The organism is Devosia sp. LjRoot3 (assembly GCF_964252865.1).
Taxonomy (GTDB): domain Bacteria; phylum Pseudomonadota; class Alphaproteobacteria; order Rhizobiales; family Devosiaceae; genus Devosia.
In genome coordinates, this window is sequence record NZ_CAXUPK020000001.1 from 133,610 (window position 1) to 149,848 (window position 16,239).

At 62.6% G+C, this 16,239-nt stretch carries 16 protein-coding genes; 8 read left to right on the top strand and 8 right to left on the bottom strand.

The features are described 5' to 3' along the window. Window positions 1-11: 11 nt before the first annotated feature. Complete coding sequence (locus ACSQ2A_RS00645; protein WP_436070676.1) at window positions 12-2,420, top strand: membrane-bound PQQ-dependent dehydrogenase, glucose/quinate/shikimate family; 2,409 nt, start codon at window positions 12-14, stop codon at window positions 2,418-2,420. Window positions 2,421-2,611: 191 nt separating this feature from the next. Here the strand turns inward: ACSQ2A_RS00645 and ACSQ2A_RS00650 are convergent, their stop codons facing one another. From ACSQ2A_RS00650 to ACSQ2A_RS00670, 5 genes are read right to left on the bottom strand one after another with little or no spacing between them, the layout of a single operon-like run. Then, window positions 2,612-3,022, bottom strand: coding sequence for an SRPBCC family protein (locus tag ACSQ2A_RS00650; protein WP_295416746.1), 411 nt, complete (start codon window positions 3,020-3,022; stop codon window positions 2,612-2,614). Window positions 3,023-3,030: 8 nt separating this feature from the next. Next, a complete protein-coding gene (locus ACSQ2A_RS00655; RefSeq protein ID WP_436070677.1) occupies window positions 3,031-3,399 on the bottom strand; it encodes a DUF1801 domain-containing protein in 369 nt (122 codons plus the stop codon). Between the two features lie 7 nt (window positions 3,400-3,406). Beyond that, window positions 3,407-3,844 (bottom strand): DUF1801 domain-containing protein, encoded by a 438-nt coding sequence (locus ACSQ2A_RS00660; protein ID WP_436070678.1) that lies wholly within the window; start codon window positions 3,842-3,844, stop codon window positions 3,407-3,409. Continuing rightward, window positions 3,844-4,095: a hypothetical protein gene (locus tag ACSQ2A_RS00665; protein ID WP_436070679.1), complete on the bottom strand. Its 252-nt coding sequence runs from the start codon at window positions 4,093-4,095 to the stop codon at window positions 3,844-3,846. Before ACSQ2A_RS00665 ends, ACSQ2A_RS00660 begins: the two co-directional genes overlap by 1 nt. Next, window positions 4,092-4,415 carry an ArsR/SmtB family transcription factor gene (locus tag ACSQ2A_RS00670; protein ID WP_436070680.1) on the bottom strand — a complete coding sequence of 108 codons (324 nt, stop codon included), beginning with the start codon at window positions 4,413-4,415 and terminating at the stop codon, window positions 4,092-4,094. The genes ACSQ2A_RS00665 and ACSQ2A_RS00670 overlap by 4 nt, the downstream gene beginning before the upstream one ends. Before the next feature lie 184 nt (window positions 4,416-4,599). Here ACSQ2A_RS00670 and ACSQ2A_RS00675 point away from each other — a divergent pair, with 184 nt between their 5' ends. The 4 genes from ACSQ2A_RS00675 to ACSQ2A_RS00690 all read left to right on the top strand — a co-directional run bounded on the left by ACSQ2A_RS00675 (window position 4,600) and on the right by ACSQ2A_RS00690 (window position 9,546). Then, window positions 4,600-6,447, top strand: coding sequence for a putative bifunctional diguanylate cyclase/phosphodiesterase (locus ACSQ2A_RS00675; protein ID WP_436070681.1), 1,848 nt, complete (start codon window positions 4,600-4,602; stop codon window positions 6,445-6,447). Between the two features lie 156 nt (window positions 6,448-6,603). Beyond that, window positions 6,604-7,503, top strand: coding sequence for a Bug family tripartite tricarboxylate transporter substrate binding protein (locus tag ACSQ2A_RS00680; protein WP_295416916.1), 900 nt, complete (start codon window positions 6,604-6,606; stop codon window positions 7,501-7,503). Continuing rightward, complete coding sequence (locus ACSQ2A_RS00685; protein ID WP_295416760.1) at window positions 7,500-7,997, top strand: tripartite tricarboxylate transporter TctB family protein; 498 nt, start codon at window positions 7,500-7,502, stop codon at window positions 7,995-7,997. The genes ACSQ2A_RS00680 and ACSQ2A_RS00685 overlap by 4 nt, the downstream gene beginning before the upstream one ends. Before the next feature lies 1 nt (window position 7,998). Continuing rightward, entirely contained in the window at window positions 7,999-9,546 is a 1,548-nt protein-coding gene (locus ACSQ2A_RS00690) for a tripartite tricarboxylate transporter permease (RefSeq protein WP_295416763.1), read from the top strand. Window positions 9,547-9,825: 279 nt separating this feature from the next. Here ACSQ2A_RS00690 and ACSQ2A_RS00695 read toward each other — a convergent pair whose 3' ends face one another. The 3 genes from ACSQ2A_RS00695 to hemA all read right to left on the bottom strand — a co-directional run bounded on the left by ACSQ2A_RS00695 (window position 9,826) and on the right by hemA (window position 12,404). After that, entirely contained in the window at window positions 9,826-9,996 is a 171-nt protein-coding gene (locus tag ACSQ2A_RS00695; protein WP_169745526.1) for a hypothetical protein, read from the bottom strand. Window positions 9,997-10,067: 71 nt separating this feature from the next. Next, window positions 10,068-10,586, bottom strand: coding sequence for a GNAT family N-acetyltransferase (locus ACSQ2A_RS00700; protein WP_436070682.1), 519 nt, complete (start codon window positions 10,584-10,586; stop codon window positions 10,068-10,070). 537 nt (window positions 10,587-11,123) lie between these two features. Next, on the bottom strand, window positions 11,124-12,404 hold the full coding sequence (hemA, locus tag ACSQ2A_RS00705) for a 5-aminolevulinate synthase (RefSeq protein WP_295416772.1): 1,281 nt from the start codon (window positions 12,402-12,404) through the stop codon (window positions 11,124-11,126). A 301-nt stretch (window positions 12,405-12,705) separates the two neighbouring features. Between hemA and ACSQ2A_RS00710 the strand changes: the two genes are divergently transcribed. The 3 genes from ACSQ2A_RS00710 to ACSQ2A_RS00720 all read left to right on the top strand — a co-directional run bounded on the left by ACSQ2A_RS00710 (window position 12,706) and on the right by ACSQ2A_RS00720 (window position 16,189). Next, window positions 12,706-13,668, top strand: coding sequence for an alpha/beta hydrolase (locus ACSQ2A_RS00710; protein ID WP_436070683.1), 963 nt, complete (start codon window positions 12,706-12,708; stop codon window positions 13,666-13,668). A gap of 115 nt (window positions 13,669-13,783) precedes the next feature. Further along, window positions 13,784-15,109 carry a hypothetical protein gene (locus ACSQ2A_RS00715; protein ID WP_436070684.1) on the top strand — a complete coding sequence of 442 codons (1,326 nt, stop codon included), beginning with the start codon at window positions 13,784-13,786 and terminating at the stop codon, window positions 15,107-15,109. Window positions 15,110-15,118: 9 nt separating this feature from the next. After that, entirely contained in the window at window positions 15,119-16,189 is a 1,071-nt protein-coding gene (locus ACSQ2A_RS00720) for a DUF4037 domain-containing protein (protein ID WP_436070685.1), read from the top strand. Window positions 16,190-16,239: the final 50 nt, after the last annotated feature.

A 16,239-nucleotide genomic window follows, 5' to 3' on the forward strand; every position in this document is an offset into this window, starting at 1 on the left:
GAGGAAAGACTATGAGTAGTGATGGTGGGGCGAGGGCGCCTCACATCGTCGAACGCGGCCTGATGGGCCTGTTCGCCGTTGTTCTGGGCGTGATGGCCCTGATTTTTGTGGGCGGCGGCGGCTATCTCGCGATCCTTGGCGGTTCGCTTTACTACGTGGTTTCGGGCCTGCTGTTCCTCGTTGCCGCCGTGCTGTTGTTCCGCGGCCAGCGCCTCGGTGCCTGGGTCTTTGGCTTCACGCTGGCGCTCACCATCATCTGGGCCATCTGGGAAGTCGGTTTCGATGGCTGGGCGCTTCTGCCGCGCCTGATGATCCCTGTGGCCTTCGGCATCTGGCTGCTGCTGCCCTGGAGCCAGCATGCCCTTTCCGGCACGCTTGATCTTGCGAAGCGCGTGCCGTTTGGCGCAACGGGTCTGATCACTTCGGCTGCCGTGGTTTCGGTTGCGCTTGGTGCCGGGCTCTATGCCATCAGCGCCCCGAGCCTGCCGCAGGATCCGCGCTTCCAGACCGGTTTTGGCGCATTTCCGGCCGAGGCCAACGGCGCTGCGGCGTTGGGGCAGACCGGTGCCGACTGGCCCTATTTCGGTGGTGACCAGGGCGGCCAAAAGTACACCCCGCTCGAAGAAATCACCCTCGACAACGTCAAAAATCTGGAAGTCGCCTGGTCGGTGGATGTGGGTCGCATTCCCGCCAACAATTCGACCCCGCTCAAGATCGATGACAGCATCTATATGTGCAACGGTTTTAGCCAGGCCTTTGCCCTCGATGCGGCAACCGGCGCCGAGCGCTGGATGTATGACGGCTCGGAAGGCCATGGCGGCACCTGCCGTGGCGTGAGCTACTACAAGGTTCCGGGCATGACCGGCGCCTGCGCCGAGCGCGTGCTCTATGGCACGGCCACTGCCAAGCTCATTGCACTCGACGCGCGGACCGGCGAACTCTGCGCCGATTTCGGCGAGGGCGGCCGCGTCGACCTCCTCGTCGGCATGCACGACTATGAAGGCAAGATCATCGGCGGCTACTATTCGATCACCTCGGCGCCCACTTTCGTGCGCGGCAAGGTCGTGGTCGGTGGCTGGGTCACCGACGGTCAATATTGGGGCGAAGCCTCGGGTGTCATCCGCGCCTTCGACGCCGTAACCGGCAAAATGTCCTGGGCCTGGGACCTCGGTCGCCAAGACCGCACTGGCCTGCCGCCCAATGGCGAAAGCTACACCGTGGCAACGCCCAATAGCTGGGCGCCGGCCGTGGCCGACGAAGAACTGGGTCTGGTCTATCTGCCCACGGGCAATGCGACCCCCGACTTCTTCGGTGGCCAGCGCCGCGAATTCGACGACCAGTTCAATTCCTCGGTCGTTGCGCTCGATGCTGAAACGGGGCGCCTCCGCTGGTCCTTCCAGACCAAGCACCACGACATCTGGGACCATGACGTCGCTTCCCCCGCTTCGCTCATCGACCTGCCCGATGCTTCGGGCACGATGCGCAAGGCACTGGTGCAGCCCACCAAGGCCGGCGAAGTGTTCGTGCTCGACCGCACGACCGGCGAGCCGATCTTCCCGGTCACCGAAACGCCGATGCCGCAGGATGGCGTCGTGCCCGAAGAGCGCAATTCGCCCACTCAACCGTTCTCGAACAGCCTGCCGTCCTTCCGCATGGCAACGCTGACCGAGGCCGACATGTGGGGCGTGTCGCCCTTCGACCAGCTCTATTGCCGCGTAAAATTCAAGGAAGCGCGCTACGAAGGCACCAATACCCCGCCGGGCCTGACGCCCTCGATCCAGACCCCCAGCACCTTTGGGGCGATGAACTGGGGCGGCGTTTCCGTCGATCCCCTGCGCGGCATCATGGTGGTCAATTCCAACCGTTTTGCCAGCTACGTGCAGCTGCTCTCCCGCGAGGATGCGGACGCGCGTGGCGCCAAGCCGCAGGGCGAATGGGGTGATCGCCGTGAGGTCGGTGGGCTCGTGGCCCAGGCCAATGTGCCCTATGCCGCGGCGCCCTATTTCTGGCTCACCGCGCTCAACGTGCCCTGCATCGATCCGCCCTATAGCTATCTGAGCGCGGTGGATCTCAATACCGGCAAGATGCTCTGGACCCAGCCCTTCGGCACCTCCAAGGGCAGCGGTGCACTCGGCATCAACCTGCCGTTCGAACTGACCCTCGGCACGCCGACGCATGGCGGCTCGATGATTACCGCCAGCGGTCTGGTGTTCATCGCCGCCGCCAAGGACAACATGCTGCGAGCCTATGAACTGGCGAGCGGCAAGGAAGTCTGGAAGACCGAACTGCCGGCCGCCGGTGGCGCGCCGATCAGCTACACGCTCGATGGCAAGCAATATATCGCCGTCGTTGCCGGCGGTCAGGGCGCCATCCAGTCGCGCTTCTCGACCAAGGTCGTGGCGTTCAAGCTGCCCGACTAAAGCAAAAGGCGGCGCTCAGGCGCCGCCTTATTCTTGGTGTTGTGGCTCCCGTACCCCCACCCTCATTCCCTCCCCACAAGGGAGAGGGAGGCGCTTGCCTCGATCTCACGGCTCTTTCGTCTCCCTCCCCCTTGTGGGGAGGGATTAAGGGTGGGGGGAAGCGATGCCGCCAAAATTGCGGAAGTAGCGTCCTACTCCATCCGCCCAAGCGCATCCTCGAGCTTGCCAAAGTAGTCCTGCCAGCCCATCCGCGCGCCGTGATAGGCTTGGTTCTGGTCGGGCCGGAAGCCGGTCTGCTCCATGCGCAATTGCGTGCCCGAGGCGATCGGTGTCAGCGTCCAGGTGACCGTGCTTTCAAGCCCATAAGCGTCCCAGGAATAGGCCAGCGTACGATTGGGCTCGATCTCCTTGACCTCACAGTCAATGGCGCCCCAATCGGCGGTGAACTTGAACTTGTGGCCAAGGTCAGGCGCAAAGTCGCTGCTCATCAGCCATTCCTTGATCAGGTGCGGCTGGGTCAGTGCCCGCCAGAGCTTTTCCGGCCTATGGGAAAAATCGCGTTCAATAACGACAGTGCGGATTTCAGGCGTGGCTTCGGCCATGGACAAACCTACTTTGAATGATTTTGGACAATGGCGGCGTGGATCAGCGCCTTGAAACCTGCTTCGTCGATCTCGTCGCCTTCCTTGAAATCGATTGCCCGGCGTGTGCCGCCGGTCAGGCTCGAATTGAAGATGCCGGAGGGGTCGGCAAGGGCGGCGCCCTTTGGGAAGGTGGTCTTTATCGCCGCCTTGTAGGCCTCGCCGGTGCAGATAATGCCACCATGCGACCAGACCGGATTTTCCCATTTCCACTCTTCGACGACCTCGGGATCGGCCTCCTTGATCAGCCTGCGGATACGCGCCAGCATTTCGCCGCGCCAACCGCTGAGTTCAGCAATGCGGGCATCGATTTTTTCGGCAGCACTCTTTTCGGTCATTTCACCCTCACATCTTTTCGCCTGGCAGCAGCACGGCCTGCTTCACCCAGGCGACGAACTGTTTCTCGTCGATCCCCGCCTCTTCGGTGACGTCATAATAACGCACGCCGGCAACTTTGGAGTCTTTGGCCGGCATGGGTTTGAGTTCCGTGCCTTTGAAGAAGGTCAGGCGCACATAGGTTTTGAAGCAATGCATGCTCAAAAACCACGTCTCGCCGTCGAGGCCATAAAGCGGCGTGTTCCATTTGACCGCCTTTTTCACCCCTGGCACGGTTTTCACCACCAGCGCATCCACCTCGCGGCAGATCGCCTGCTTCCAGCCCGGCACGGCGGCGATATAGGCCGCGACCGGTTCATCACCAAACCCTTTGGCGATCTGCGGATTGTCGCCCGACAGCAGCACGACGCCGTCCTTGTTGGGCTTGAGCGGTTTTCTCTCCGCCATCAGGCTGCGTCCTTGCCGCGCCGGTGCCACTTGGCAAAATAGGGCAGGGCGAAGAGATAGGTGCCGGTCAAAAACAGCAGCAGCAGCGGAAAGAGCGGCACATAGGACATCCACATGATCGGCTCGGCCTGTGCCAGCGCGATCGACGTCGCAATCACGCTCAGGACGAAGGCAACCGAAATCCAGCGATGCGACTGCCTGACCCAGCGCGGCCAGGCGGAACGGGGTGGTGTAGTGGTGATTTCGCTCATTGGTCCATTCTCCTCAACAGATCTTCCAGGGCATCAAATCGGTCCTCCCAAAACCCCGCCATTTCCTTGGTCCAGTCGACCAGAGGTCCAAGCGCGGCCAGTTGGGCGCTATAGTGGGTTTGCCGTCCATCGATCCGTCCGCGCACCAGTCCCGCATCCTTCAAGACGCCGAGATGCTTAGAGACCACCGGCTGGGACACGCCGGCGCCAGCGGTCAGCGCGGCCACCGTATGCTCGCCTTCGCGGCAAAGGCGTTCGAACAGGGCCCGTCGTGTCGGGTCGGCCAGCGCCTTGAATACCGTGTCTGGTCCCGGTTGCATTGGATCAATACCTCGTTGGCTATGAGTTAATTCATAGCTCCATGGCTATTTGAGAGTCAAGCGCGATTTGGCGAGCGGCAATGCGCTGGCATGAAGCCGACGATTTTATGCAATTGCTTGGGGTCGCAGAACGCTCCCTTTACTCGGCTCGCGCATTTTGTTCGGGAATCCCGGGGAGACGGTGATGACCGGCGGCGAGACAGAGCAGCTTCTGCGGTTGCAGACCGAAGTGTTGGAAGCCGTGGCCCAGGGAGAGGCCTTGCCGGCCATTGGACGCCTTTTGTGCCAGCGCGCCGAAGAGCTCGCGCCCGAGGCCGTTTGCTCCATCCTGCTGGTCGACGAATACGGCTCCGTGCGCGCGCTGGCCGCTCCCGGCCTGCCAAAATTCTATTCTGCTGCTATCAATGGTTTGAAGATCGGACCCCAGGCCGGCTCCTGCGGCACCGCCGCCTATCGCCGGGAAGAGGTGGTGGTCACCGATATTGCCAGTGATCCGCTCTGGGACGATTTTCGCGCCATGATCGCGCCGCTGGGCCTGAAAGCCTGCTGGTCGACGCCCATCAAAAATCCTGCCGGGCAGGTGATCGCGACCTTTGCTTTCTATTTCCGCTCGACCCGCGGCCCCAGCGCCACCGAGCGCAATATCGTCGAGACCTGCGCCCATCTTTGCGCGCTCGCCATTGAGCACGAACGCATCCGCGACCGCAATTTCCGCCTCGCTTATTACGATGTGCTGACGGGCCTGCCCAATCGCGGGCGCTATAATGAGCTGCTGGGCGAACATATCGGCATGGACCAGCCCTTTGGACTGATCCTGCTCGATATCGACCATCTGAAATCGGTCAATGACACGATCGGCCATGCCGCTGGCGATCGGTTGATCGCCACTGTCGGAGCGCGTCTCAGCGCTGTCCATCCCACCCTCATTCCCTGCCGCCTCGGCGGCGATGAATTCGCCATTATCGCCCGCGGCTGCTCCAGCCATGACATGCTCGAACACTGGGCCAGCTTGGTGAGCGACGCGACCACCGGCATGGTCGAAATGTCCGGCCAATCCTTTGAAGCCCATGTGACCATGGGCGGCGCGGTTTTCGGCATGGATGGCAAGGATGCCGATACGCTGTCGCAAAATGCCGACTTTGCGCTCTACCACGCCAAGGAAGCGCGCCGGGGCGGCTATATGGCCTTTCAGGCGGACCTGCGCACCGAGATGACGCATCGCATCGCCCAGGTGCGCCAGCTCGATCAGGCCCTCGCCGAAAACCGCGTCGAGCCCTATTACCAGCCCATCGTCAATCTCGAGACCAACGAGATCGTGGGGCTCGAAGCCCTGGCGCGGCTGCGCATGGGCAGCGAGGTGGTGTCGGTGGGGGAGTTCCAGGCGGCCCTGACCGATCCGCGGCTCGCCTGTGAACTGACCGGCAAAATGCTCGAACAGGTAGCGCAGGACATGCGCGGCTGGCTTGATGCGGGCATCGATTTCCAGCATGTCGGGGTCAATGTAACGACAGGCGATTTCCAGCGTGGAGATCTGGCCGAACGCATCATCGACATCTTTGGCTGGGCCAATGTGCCGCTCAGCCATATCGTGCTCGAAGTCAATGAAGCCGTATTCGTCGGCGGCAGCGACAGAAGCGTGCCCCATGCGGTCGAAGCGCTGCGCAGCCGCGGCATTCTCGTGGCCCTCGACGATTTCGGCACCGGCTTTGCGTCCCTGACGCATCTCCTGTCCTTCCCGGTAGATATCATCAAGATCGACCGGTCTTTCGTTACGAAACTCGGTGTCGATGGGCCGAGCGAGACGGTGGTGTCCGGCCTCGTCGATATCGTCAAAAAACTCGGCATGCGCATCGTTGCCGAAGGCGTGGAATACGAGGAGCAGGCCACGGCTCTTCGCCGTTTCGGTTGCCGTTTGGGGCAGGGCTATCTCTATTCCAAGCCCGTTTCGGCCGCGCAATGCACGCGCCTGCTTGAGGCCTATGCGCAACGCCGCTCGATCGCAGCCGAAGGCGAAAACCGCCGCAGCGCCTAGGTTTTCTGGTCCAGAACAGCCCAAAAGTCCCGTGACAGGACGATGACAGGGAGCGTCCCTACAGTAAGGGCACGAACGCAACGACGTTCGCCTTTGTTCTGGGAGGATCTTTTGAACAAGCTGCTACTCGCGGCGCTGGTTTCCGGCGCCCTCTCCATGCCCGCATTCGCTGCCGACTACACCATTCTGGCGCCCGCTGCGCCCGGCGGTGGCTGGGACCAGACCGCCCGCACCATGCAGGAAGCGTTCACCGCCGAAGGCATTTCGGGCAATGTGCAGGTCACCAACGTTCCCGGCGCCGGTGGCACCATTGGCCTCGCCCAGTTCGCCACCCAGGATGCCGGCAACCCCAATTCCCTGATCGTCGGCGGCTATGTGATGGTTGGCGCCATCCTGACCAATATGTCGCCCGTGACCCTCGCCGACGTGACCCCGATTGCGCGCCTCACCGGTGAGGCCGTGGCCATCGTCGTGCCGGCCGCTTCCGACATCCAGACGCTCGACGACCTTGTGGCAAAACTCAAGGAAAACACCGGCGCCGTCTCCTGGGCCGGTGGCTCCGCTGGTGGTGTTGACCACATCACGGCTGGCCTTCTCGCCAAGACCATTGGCGTCGACCCGACACAGGTCAATTACATCGCCTATTCCGGCGGTGGCGAAGCCCTCGCTGCCATTCTCGGCGGCCAGGTGACTGTCGGTATTTCCGGCATCAGCGAATTCTCCGCCCAGATCGCGGCCGGCGAACTGCGTCTCCTCGCTGTTTCCTCCGAAGAGCGCGTGCCGGGTGTCGATGGTCCGACCCTCAAGGAAGCCGGCGTTGATCTGGCCGTCCAGAACTGGCGCATGGTTGCTGCCGCTCCCGGCATCACCGACGAGCAGAAGGCCGCCATCACCGCCGACGTGAAGGCCCTGGCAACTTCGGCCTCGTGGAAGGCTGCGCTCGAAACCAAGGGCTGGGTCGACACCTATCTCGACGGCGAAGCCTTCGATACGCAGCTTGCTGCCGATATCGCCGCGACCGAAACCATCCTGAAAGACATCGGCCTCGTTCAATGAGCGCTGGTCAATCCAACAGCACGCGCCGCCCCGATGGGGCGGCGCTCGTCATAGCGGTCATTCTCGCCGCCATTTCGATCATCATCTTCTGGCAGACGAGCCAGATGCGCGTGCCGCCCATCCAGCAGCGCGTCGGCCCGACCGTCTTCCCCTATATCGTCGCGACCGGTCTCGGACTTTTGGCCATCGGCACGCTGATCTCCGCCCTGCGCAATGGCTTTCCGGCCCGCAGCAAGGACGATTACGGCCCCATCGCCTGGATCGTCGGCGGCCTCGTGGCGCAGATCCTGCTGCTCTCGACCGCAGGCTTTTCCATCGCGACCGGTGTGCTCTTCGCGCTGACCGCCAGGGGATTTGGCCGCGGTCCGCTCTGGCAGACCATTCCCATCGGGATCGTCTTTTCCTTCATCGTCTGGTTCATTTTTGCGCGCGGGCTGCAACTCTCGCTGCCGCAGGGACCGATCGAACGCTTTCTGACGACGGGAGCCTTCTGAGATGGACACTTTTGATCTTCTCGCCCAGGGCCTCGTCGCCGCTCTGCAGGTGCAGAACCTGCTTTACGCGCTGATCGGCGTTACCCTCGGCACCGCCGTCGGCGTACTGCCCGGCATCGGCCCGGCGCTCACCGTGGCGCTGTTGCTGCCCGTCACCTACAAGCTCGACCCCGCCGGTTCGCTCATCATGTTCGCCGGCATCTATTACGGCGGCATGTATGGCGGCTCGACCACGTCGATCCTGCTCAACACCCCCGGCGAAAGCGCCTCGATCGTCACCGCGCTTGAAGGCAACAAGATGGCTCGGCAGGGCAGGGGCGGCCCCGCCCTCGCAACCGCCGCCATCGGCTCTTTCATCGCCGGCTTGATCGCCACGCTTGGCCTCGCCTTCGTCGCGCCTTTTGTGGTGAAATTCGCGCTGTCTTTCGGCCCCGCCGACTATTTTGCGCTGATGGTCCTGGCCTTCATCACCGTCTCCGCCGCCTTTGGCGATAGCCCGCTGCGCGGCCTCACCGCGCTCTTCATCGGCCTTGGTCTTGGCATCATTGGCATCGACCAGCAGACCGGCCAGACCCGCATGGCCTTTGGTATTCTCGATCTGCTCGACGGTATCGAAGTCACGACGCTGGCCGTCGCGCTCTTTGCCATCGGCGAAACGCTGAAGACCGCCGCCGACCGTGAACAGGTTGAGTCTTCGGTCATGGCCATCAAGGGCTCGGTCTGGATGACCATCGAAGACTGGAAGCGCTCGTGGGCCTCCTGGCTGCGCGGCACCTTTATCGGCTTCCCCATCGGCGCCATGCCGGCCGGCGGCGCCGATATTGCGAGCTTCTTGTCCTACAGCGCCGAAAAGAGCTTTGCCAAGAAGCCCGAGGAATTCGGCCACGGCGCCATCGAAGGCGTTGCGGGTCCCGAAGCGGCCAACAATGCCTCTGCCGCCGGCACGCTGGTGCCGCTGCTCACCCTCGGCCTGCCGACCACGGCGACCGCCGCCATCATGCTCGCCGGCTTCCAGCAATTTGGCCTGCAGCCGGGCCCCCTGTTGTTCGCCAACAACTCGACGCTGGTCTGGTCGCTGATCGCGAGCCTGCTCGTCGCCAATTTCATGCTGCTGGTGCTCAACCTGCCGCTGATCGGCCTCTGGGTAAAACTGCTCACCATTCCAAAACCCTGGCTCTATGCCGGCATCCTGACCTTTGCGACGCTCGGCACTTTGGGCGCCAATGGGGCCATGTCCATGGGCTTTGGTTCCGTGCGTATCTCGTTCGAACTGGTGCTGCTGCTGACTTTTGGCGTGCTCGGCTACCTCCTCCGCCGCTTCGGCTATCCGATCGCGCCGGTGGTGGTGGGGCTGATCCTCGGCCCCATGGCCGAACAGCAACTCCGCCGCGCTCTATCGATCAGCCAGGGCGACCCAGCCGTGCTGTTCCACTCGCCGATCTCACTGGTGCTTTATGCCGTGGCGATCATTGCGGTGGTGCTGCCTGTTATCATGCGCATGCGCGGCAAGGGCGCCGTGCTCGGACAATTGGCGAGCGACGAGGACTGAGGCTTTAGCCTGGTCATCCCGTCCACCGTCACCACCGGGCTTGTCCCGGTGGTCCATGCCTCCCCGAGAGTGGATTGCCGGGACAAGCCCGGCAATGACGACGATCGAGGGAACTCGGCCATGCAGCCCTCGCATGACCAAAAGCCCAAAAATAGAAAAAGCCCGGAGGCCAGGGAGGGAAACTGGCATCCGGGCTTTTGTGTCGGCTTCTAGCGCATCAGGCCGCTTGGCGTCTTGGGAGGCAGAACGCCGGGGAGGGAGCAGCAGCCCGCGCGGCTGTTATCGGCCGATCGAGCGGAAGGCGGTGGGTTCGATCCCGAGGGCCGTCAGGTGCTTGGCCTTGGGCGCCCGGCCGGCCTCAACTGCTGCCGAAACCGCTGCGGCACTGCCGAAAACGGTGACGAAGGTGTCGAGGGTCGCAAAGAACTTGTTCTTGCGCGGGGTGCTCATGGTTTTCTCCACTGTCGGACCCGGGACAATCCCGGTTCGCTTCCATGACCCCTAAATGATCCTTCCTTGGCTCAAGCGGTAGTGCGGCTCTCGTTATTCCAGCCATGCGCTGGGCGAATGGGAGTGGCAGGCGCGAGTTGGCGCGTCATGTAGAGCGTCGTGCCCCCCATGAAGGCTTCGCTCTGTTCCACCACATAGCCGAGCTTCTGGTAGAGCGCGACATTGCTGGCAAAGGCTGCATTGGTGAGAAGGCGCAGGGCGCCGAGCCCGGCATGGCGCGCGAGCTGTTCGGCAAGGACGAGCAATGCCTGGCCGTGGCCGCGCCGCTGGTGGTGCGGGTGCACGGCGACGTTCTCGATCCAGAGATGATCGGCGCAAAGGCAGGTCTGCAGCACCCCGGCCACCTGTCCGTCGACCGTCAGCAGGTCGAAGCGGAAGTCATGGATCGCCTCGGCATAGTCGGTGAGCATGGGGCGCGGCTCGCGCCCGATGATGGGGATCCACTTGGCATAGGCGGTACGTACGAGGGCACGAATGGCGGGGACGTCTGCCGCGGTGGCCGTACTGAAGGCAACGAACTGAGGAGGCATCACTAATCCGAAAACAAAAAACCTGCCAACCGGGCGGAGGCAGGTATGCGTTGAGTCGATGACGGCGTGATAAAACTCAGCCTCGTCGTCGCCCAAGCGCCATGCCCCCGTCCACATGGGACTGGAAGCCACAACGTCGGAGTTTGGGCGCGGGATGCATCATGACAAATAATTGTCGTGCCGCGGGATTTTGGTCAAGGGGGGCGGTGTGTGGTGCTCCACCCCCCCTCCCATCCTCCCCCATCAAGGGGGAGGTGAAGGGACGGCGGATTGGGCGAGATAGTGCCAAACACTCGATAGGCACCTCCCCCTTGATGGGGGAGGATGGGAGGGGGTGACGGCAAGCGCGTCGCTCACAGATCGTCACCCTCGGGCTTGACCCGAGGGCTCTGCACGTCTTGAACGGAAAAAGTGAAGTGTCCTCGGGTCAAGCCCGAGGATGACGTCCGGTGGGTGTGGGCGCGCTTGCCCACAAACAGAGATCCCCGCTTTCGCGGGGATGACACCGTGGTGGTGGATGCGTCAAAAGACCGAAAATCAGCCGCCCAGACTCGGCAACGTCAGATCGCCCGAGGTCAGCTTGCTCGCCGTAATCGCCGCATCGGCCTTTTCGCGCGGCAGTTCGAGGCTCGTCCAGACGCTGACCAGCGCATGGCGCAGTTCGAACACCATTTCGTCGGTGTGGAGCGGGGTCGGGGTAATCCGCAGCCGCTCCGTCCCCTTGGGCACGGTCGGGTAATTGATCGGCTGGATATAGATATTGTGCTTGTCGAGCAGCATGTCGCTGGCGGCCTTTACGGCGCGCGCATCGCCCACGATCAGTGGCACGATATGGGTGGCCGTTTCCATCACTGGCAGGCCGGCATCGGCGAGGATTGCCTTGGTGAGGCGTGCCTGGCGCTGATGCATCATGCGCTCCTGGCCGTTGCCCTTGAGGTGCTCGATCGAGGCCCGCGCCGCGGCGCAAAGGGCCGGGGGCAGGGCGGTGGTGAAAATGAACTCCGGCGCATAGGAGCGCACGGCGTCGATGATGGCCTTGTTGGCGGCGATATAGCCACCCATGACGCCAAAACCCTTGGCGAGCGTGCCTTCGATGACGTCGATGCGGTCCATGAGGCCTTCGCGCTCGGCAATGCCGCCGCCGCGCGGGCCATACATGCCCACGGCATGGACTTCGTCGATATAGGTCAGCGCGCCGAACTCTTCGGCGAGGTCGCAGATTTCCTTGATCGGGGCGATATCGCCATCCATCGAATAGACGGATTCAAACGCGATCAGTTTCGGCCGCTTGCGATCCACCTGGCTCAGGAGTTCGCGTAAGTGCGCGACGTCATTGTGCCTAAAAATCTTCTTTTCCATGCCGGATTGGCGCACGCCCTGGATCATCGAGGCGTGGTTGAGCTGGTCGGAAAAAATGATGCAATCGGGGAGGAGCCGGGCAATGGTCGAGATCGCGGCCTCGTTGGACACGAAGCCCGAGGTGAAGACGAGAGCGGCTTCCTTGCGATGGAGGTCCGCGAGCGAACGCTCAAGCTCGACCAGCGGGCGATTGGTGCCCGAAATATTGCGCGTGCCACCAGCGCCGACACCCATGGCGCCAGCGGTTTCCTGCATCGCCGTCACGACCTTTTCGTGCTGGCCCATGCCGAGATAATCGTTGGAGCACCAGATGGTGATTTCGCGGGCATTATCCGCGTCGTCGCGATAGATGGCCTTGGGAAAGCGCCCGGCGACCCGCTCGAGATCGGCAAATACGCGATAGCGCTTTTCCGCCCGCAGCGTGTCCACTGCATCCTCGAAGATACCACGATAGTCCATGGGGCCGTTCCTTTGCGCCTGCCGAAGCATTGGCAGGAATGCCAATGTGGCTGCATCGCACCCTACTTATGAGCGCGGGAGCCGCATTGATATATGTCAATTCGACGCGCAGCCGCAGAGTTTCCGGCGGCGCTTTCAAGAACCATTCTAAAGTCTCGCCGCCGCTCTGCCAACTACCGATGTGGCCTCGCATCATTGGATTTCGGCGCTGCTGCCCCCGGAAATTTTTCCCGCGTGGCTTTCGCTGCGGGCATCGGGTGCACATCTAGGAAATTCCGACGAGGGGGCGAGGGGCGTGTCGATGACCTTTTTCGAGCGAGACTGGGACATTGAGCGCGCCGGATTGACCCTCAAGGGCAGTCTTTGTCTGCCGGCTCCGGAAGGCCAATTTCCGCTCGTCCTGCTGCTTGGCGGCAGTGGCCGGGTCGATCGCGACGGCAATCCGGGCGGACGCGGCGCCGGTATCTACGCCAAACTAGCGCGGGCGCTCGCCGAATTTGGCATTGCCAGCTACCGCTATGACAAGCGCGGTGCCGGCGCCAGCGGCGGCGATTTTCTGGCCACCGGCTATCACGATCTTGTCGAAGACGCGCAGGCCACCTGGGAGGCGCTTGCCGGGACGCCTTTCGTTGATCACAGCCGCATGTATGTGCTGGGCCATAGCGAAGGGACGGCCATATCAGCCCAATTGGCGCCTCGGCTTGCACCGTCCCCCCGTGCGCTCATTCAGCTTTGTCCGTTCGAGACAAGTGCCGAGGCGATGTTGATCCATCAGGCCGAAGGCATAGAGCGGGAGCTTCCTGGTCTCTCCGGCCTCCTCGGCACCATGCTGCGCCTCATGCGCCGCTTTACCGGCCCCTATGATCAGCATATGCGCAGGAAACTGCTCCATGTCCGTACGCTCGAGGGCGGCACCATTCGGCTCGGGCCGGCGCGGGTCAGCGCCCGCTGGCTGCGCGAACTGATCGCGGTCGATATCGACGCGCTCTACCGCGCCGTGCCCTGTCCCATGCTGCTGATCGCGGGGGAAAAGGATTTGCAATGCACCCCCGAGAGCGCCGGGCGCCTGGCCCGGCTGTCCCGGGCACCGGCGCAGTCCCATGTCGTGCCCAATATGATCCATCATCTGTCCGAATCTGAAGGACCGCCGGCGCTTTTCGATCTGCGCGATATCGATGCGCTGCCGCTCGCACCACGATTGCTGGCGCTCCTTGAGGATTGGTTCGCCCGTGAAAATGGAAGAAAAAATATCACGCCGGCATAAATTGCGTGTTTTGTGCCGCCGCGCATTAACCGGCAAGGCCGCAAGTCATTGCCGGTTAAGAAAGAGTACGCTTAGATTATCGGGCCGGGGGGATACGGCATGAGGGGGTAATCAAGTGAAGAGTTTTTCTTCGTCTTCTTTTGCAGGCCAGCACGCCGATGCGATGGCCTTGGCCAGCGCGGCTGTAAAGCAAGATCCGCAGGCCCTGTTCACCGATTTCCAGTGGTTCCTTTATCAAGGCCAGGACACGGTCTTCTTTACCGCCTTTTCGACCCAGAGCTACGACAAGGAGAGCCTGGGCAATGTGGTGGCCGAAATGGTCGCGCTCGCGCCACAGCTCACCCATGGCTTTGTCGGCGCGCAGCCGGGCCAGCCTTTCCCAAAACATCTGCTCGATGCCATCACCTCGGTGGAAATTGTCGACGAGTTCGACGGCTATCCCGACAAGTGGCTGAGCACGTCCGACGATATTTTTGAGCGCAAGGACCTGCCGCTCTTTCGCCTGATGGCGGCGGTGCGCCGGGGTGGTCCGGATGCAGAGGGTCGCGCCGCCGTGCTGCAGGTGCGATCGAGTCACGCTTTGCTCGAAGGCTCGGATTCCGCGCTCCTGACGCGCTCGGCCTCGGCCGGCCATGGCGTCCAGTCCGACAAGGGCAACAAGCTGCCGCTTTTTGATCGGATCAAGAGCGCATTTCGCGGCGGCATGACCGCGCTGATCTATCTCGCCCTTGCCAATGTCTTCGCGCCCAAGGAGCAACCCTGGGGTTTCAAGACGCTCGCCATCGAGCGGCATCGCCTGCGCCAGCTCGCCAACAAGCTCGGCGTGCGCCAGCGCTCGCTGATGTTCGCGCTCGTCACCCATGCGCTCAATGGTGAGGGCGCAGAAAAGCTGATGAGCAAGAAGGTGATCGGGGCGGCCTATACCATGCTCGACACCAAGCGGAACAATACCGATGACGACTTCTTCCGCGTCCGGGCGCTGGAAGCCAAGTTCAAGGTCATGGACGATTTTGTCGCCTATGTCCGCGCCGTCGACGATACCGTGGCCGGCATCGAGCAGAAGGACATCACCTCGTTCCAGGTGATGATCATGGCCATGTTCCGGGCCATGCGCGCTCTCAATCGCGTCTTTCCGGGCCTCCCCAACAAGCGCTTCTGGCGCTTCAATGGCGGCATGCACATTGTTCTTACGCTTGTGCCGCCGCACCGCACCTATGGGCCCATGACCCATGGCATGGTCGAGCCGCTCTATTGCGGCGCCTGGCACGCGGCGGTGAACATCTGCACCTTCTGCCCCGGAAGAGACTATGTGACGCTGAATTTCTCCATGGAGCAGCGCCACATCGCCAATGTCGACAAGATCCTGCGCCTGCTCGACGAAGTGGAAGCCCGCGATGTCGCGCCGCACAAGATGATGCCCTCGGTGGAGCGTCTGCACTGAGGTCGGGCAATGCAGGGCATAGACCTCTCGCGCCGCTTCTACGGTGACATCGTCGCGCCCTGGCTTTTCCGCGTGGCGCCCGACCTGCCGCATTCCGCCGCGCTCATCGGCTATGGCTCGGAACTGCTGGGTTTTGACGATGAGACCTCGAAGGACCACAATTGGGGTCCGCGGGTCCATATCTATCTCGGTGAGGACGATTTCAAAGCGCATGCATCGCGTCTGCTCGCCGACTTCGGAGAGGTCGTGCCCGAAACCTTCCTCGGTGAACCTGCCGGCTGGCGCAGCCGCCCGCATCCGGCGGCCAGTGGGCCCGATGCCGTTGGCGCCATGGAGCATGGGCTGGAATTTCACACTTTTGAGGGGCGTTTGCAGGCCCATACCGGGCTGCGCTCGCTCGAAGACCTGACCACGCTCGATTGGCTGGGCCTGCCCGAGCAAAGCCTCCTCGCCCTCACTGCCGGTGCCGTTTTTCGCGACGATCGCGGCCGGCTCGAAGCCCTGCGCAAAACCCTTGCCTATTTCCCCCGCGATGTCTGGCTCTACAAGATCGCCTGCCAATGGTGCCGCATTGCCGAGGAGCAGGCCTTTGTTGGCCGCGCCGGACAGGCCGGAGACGATCTCGGCTCCCGCGTCATTGCCGCCCGCTTGTGCCGGGACGTGATGGGCATGGGGTTCCTGCTTGAGCGCCGCTACGCGCCCTATCCCAAATGGTTCGGCAGCGGTTTTTCGCGCCTCCCCATCGCCATCGTTCTAACCCCACATCTCGAAGCCGCCTTGCGCGCCGGGGCGTGGCAGGAGCGGGGAGAAGCGCTCGCTGCTGCCTATCTGGCATTGGCGCAATGGCAGAAAGCTCGCGACATCGCGCCCTTCGAGCCCGTTATCGGGCCCTATTTCGACCGGCCCTTCACCACCATCAATACCGACGACGCTGTCGCCAGCGCCATGGCTGCGATTGTCGATCCGGCCATTGCCGCGCTTCCGGTCGTTGGGGCCGTGGATCAGGTCAGCGACCTGACCCCGCTTCTGACCAATCCTGGAAAGACGCGCGCCATTATTCGCCAGCTCTTCACCGAGTGAGACAGCTGGCTGCCTTCTCGCAATATTCGTGTCTATATTCATCCATCGTT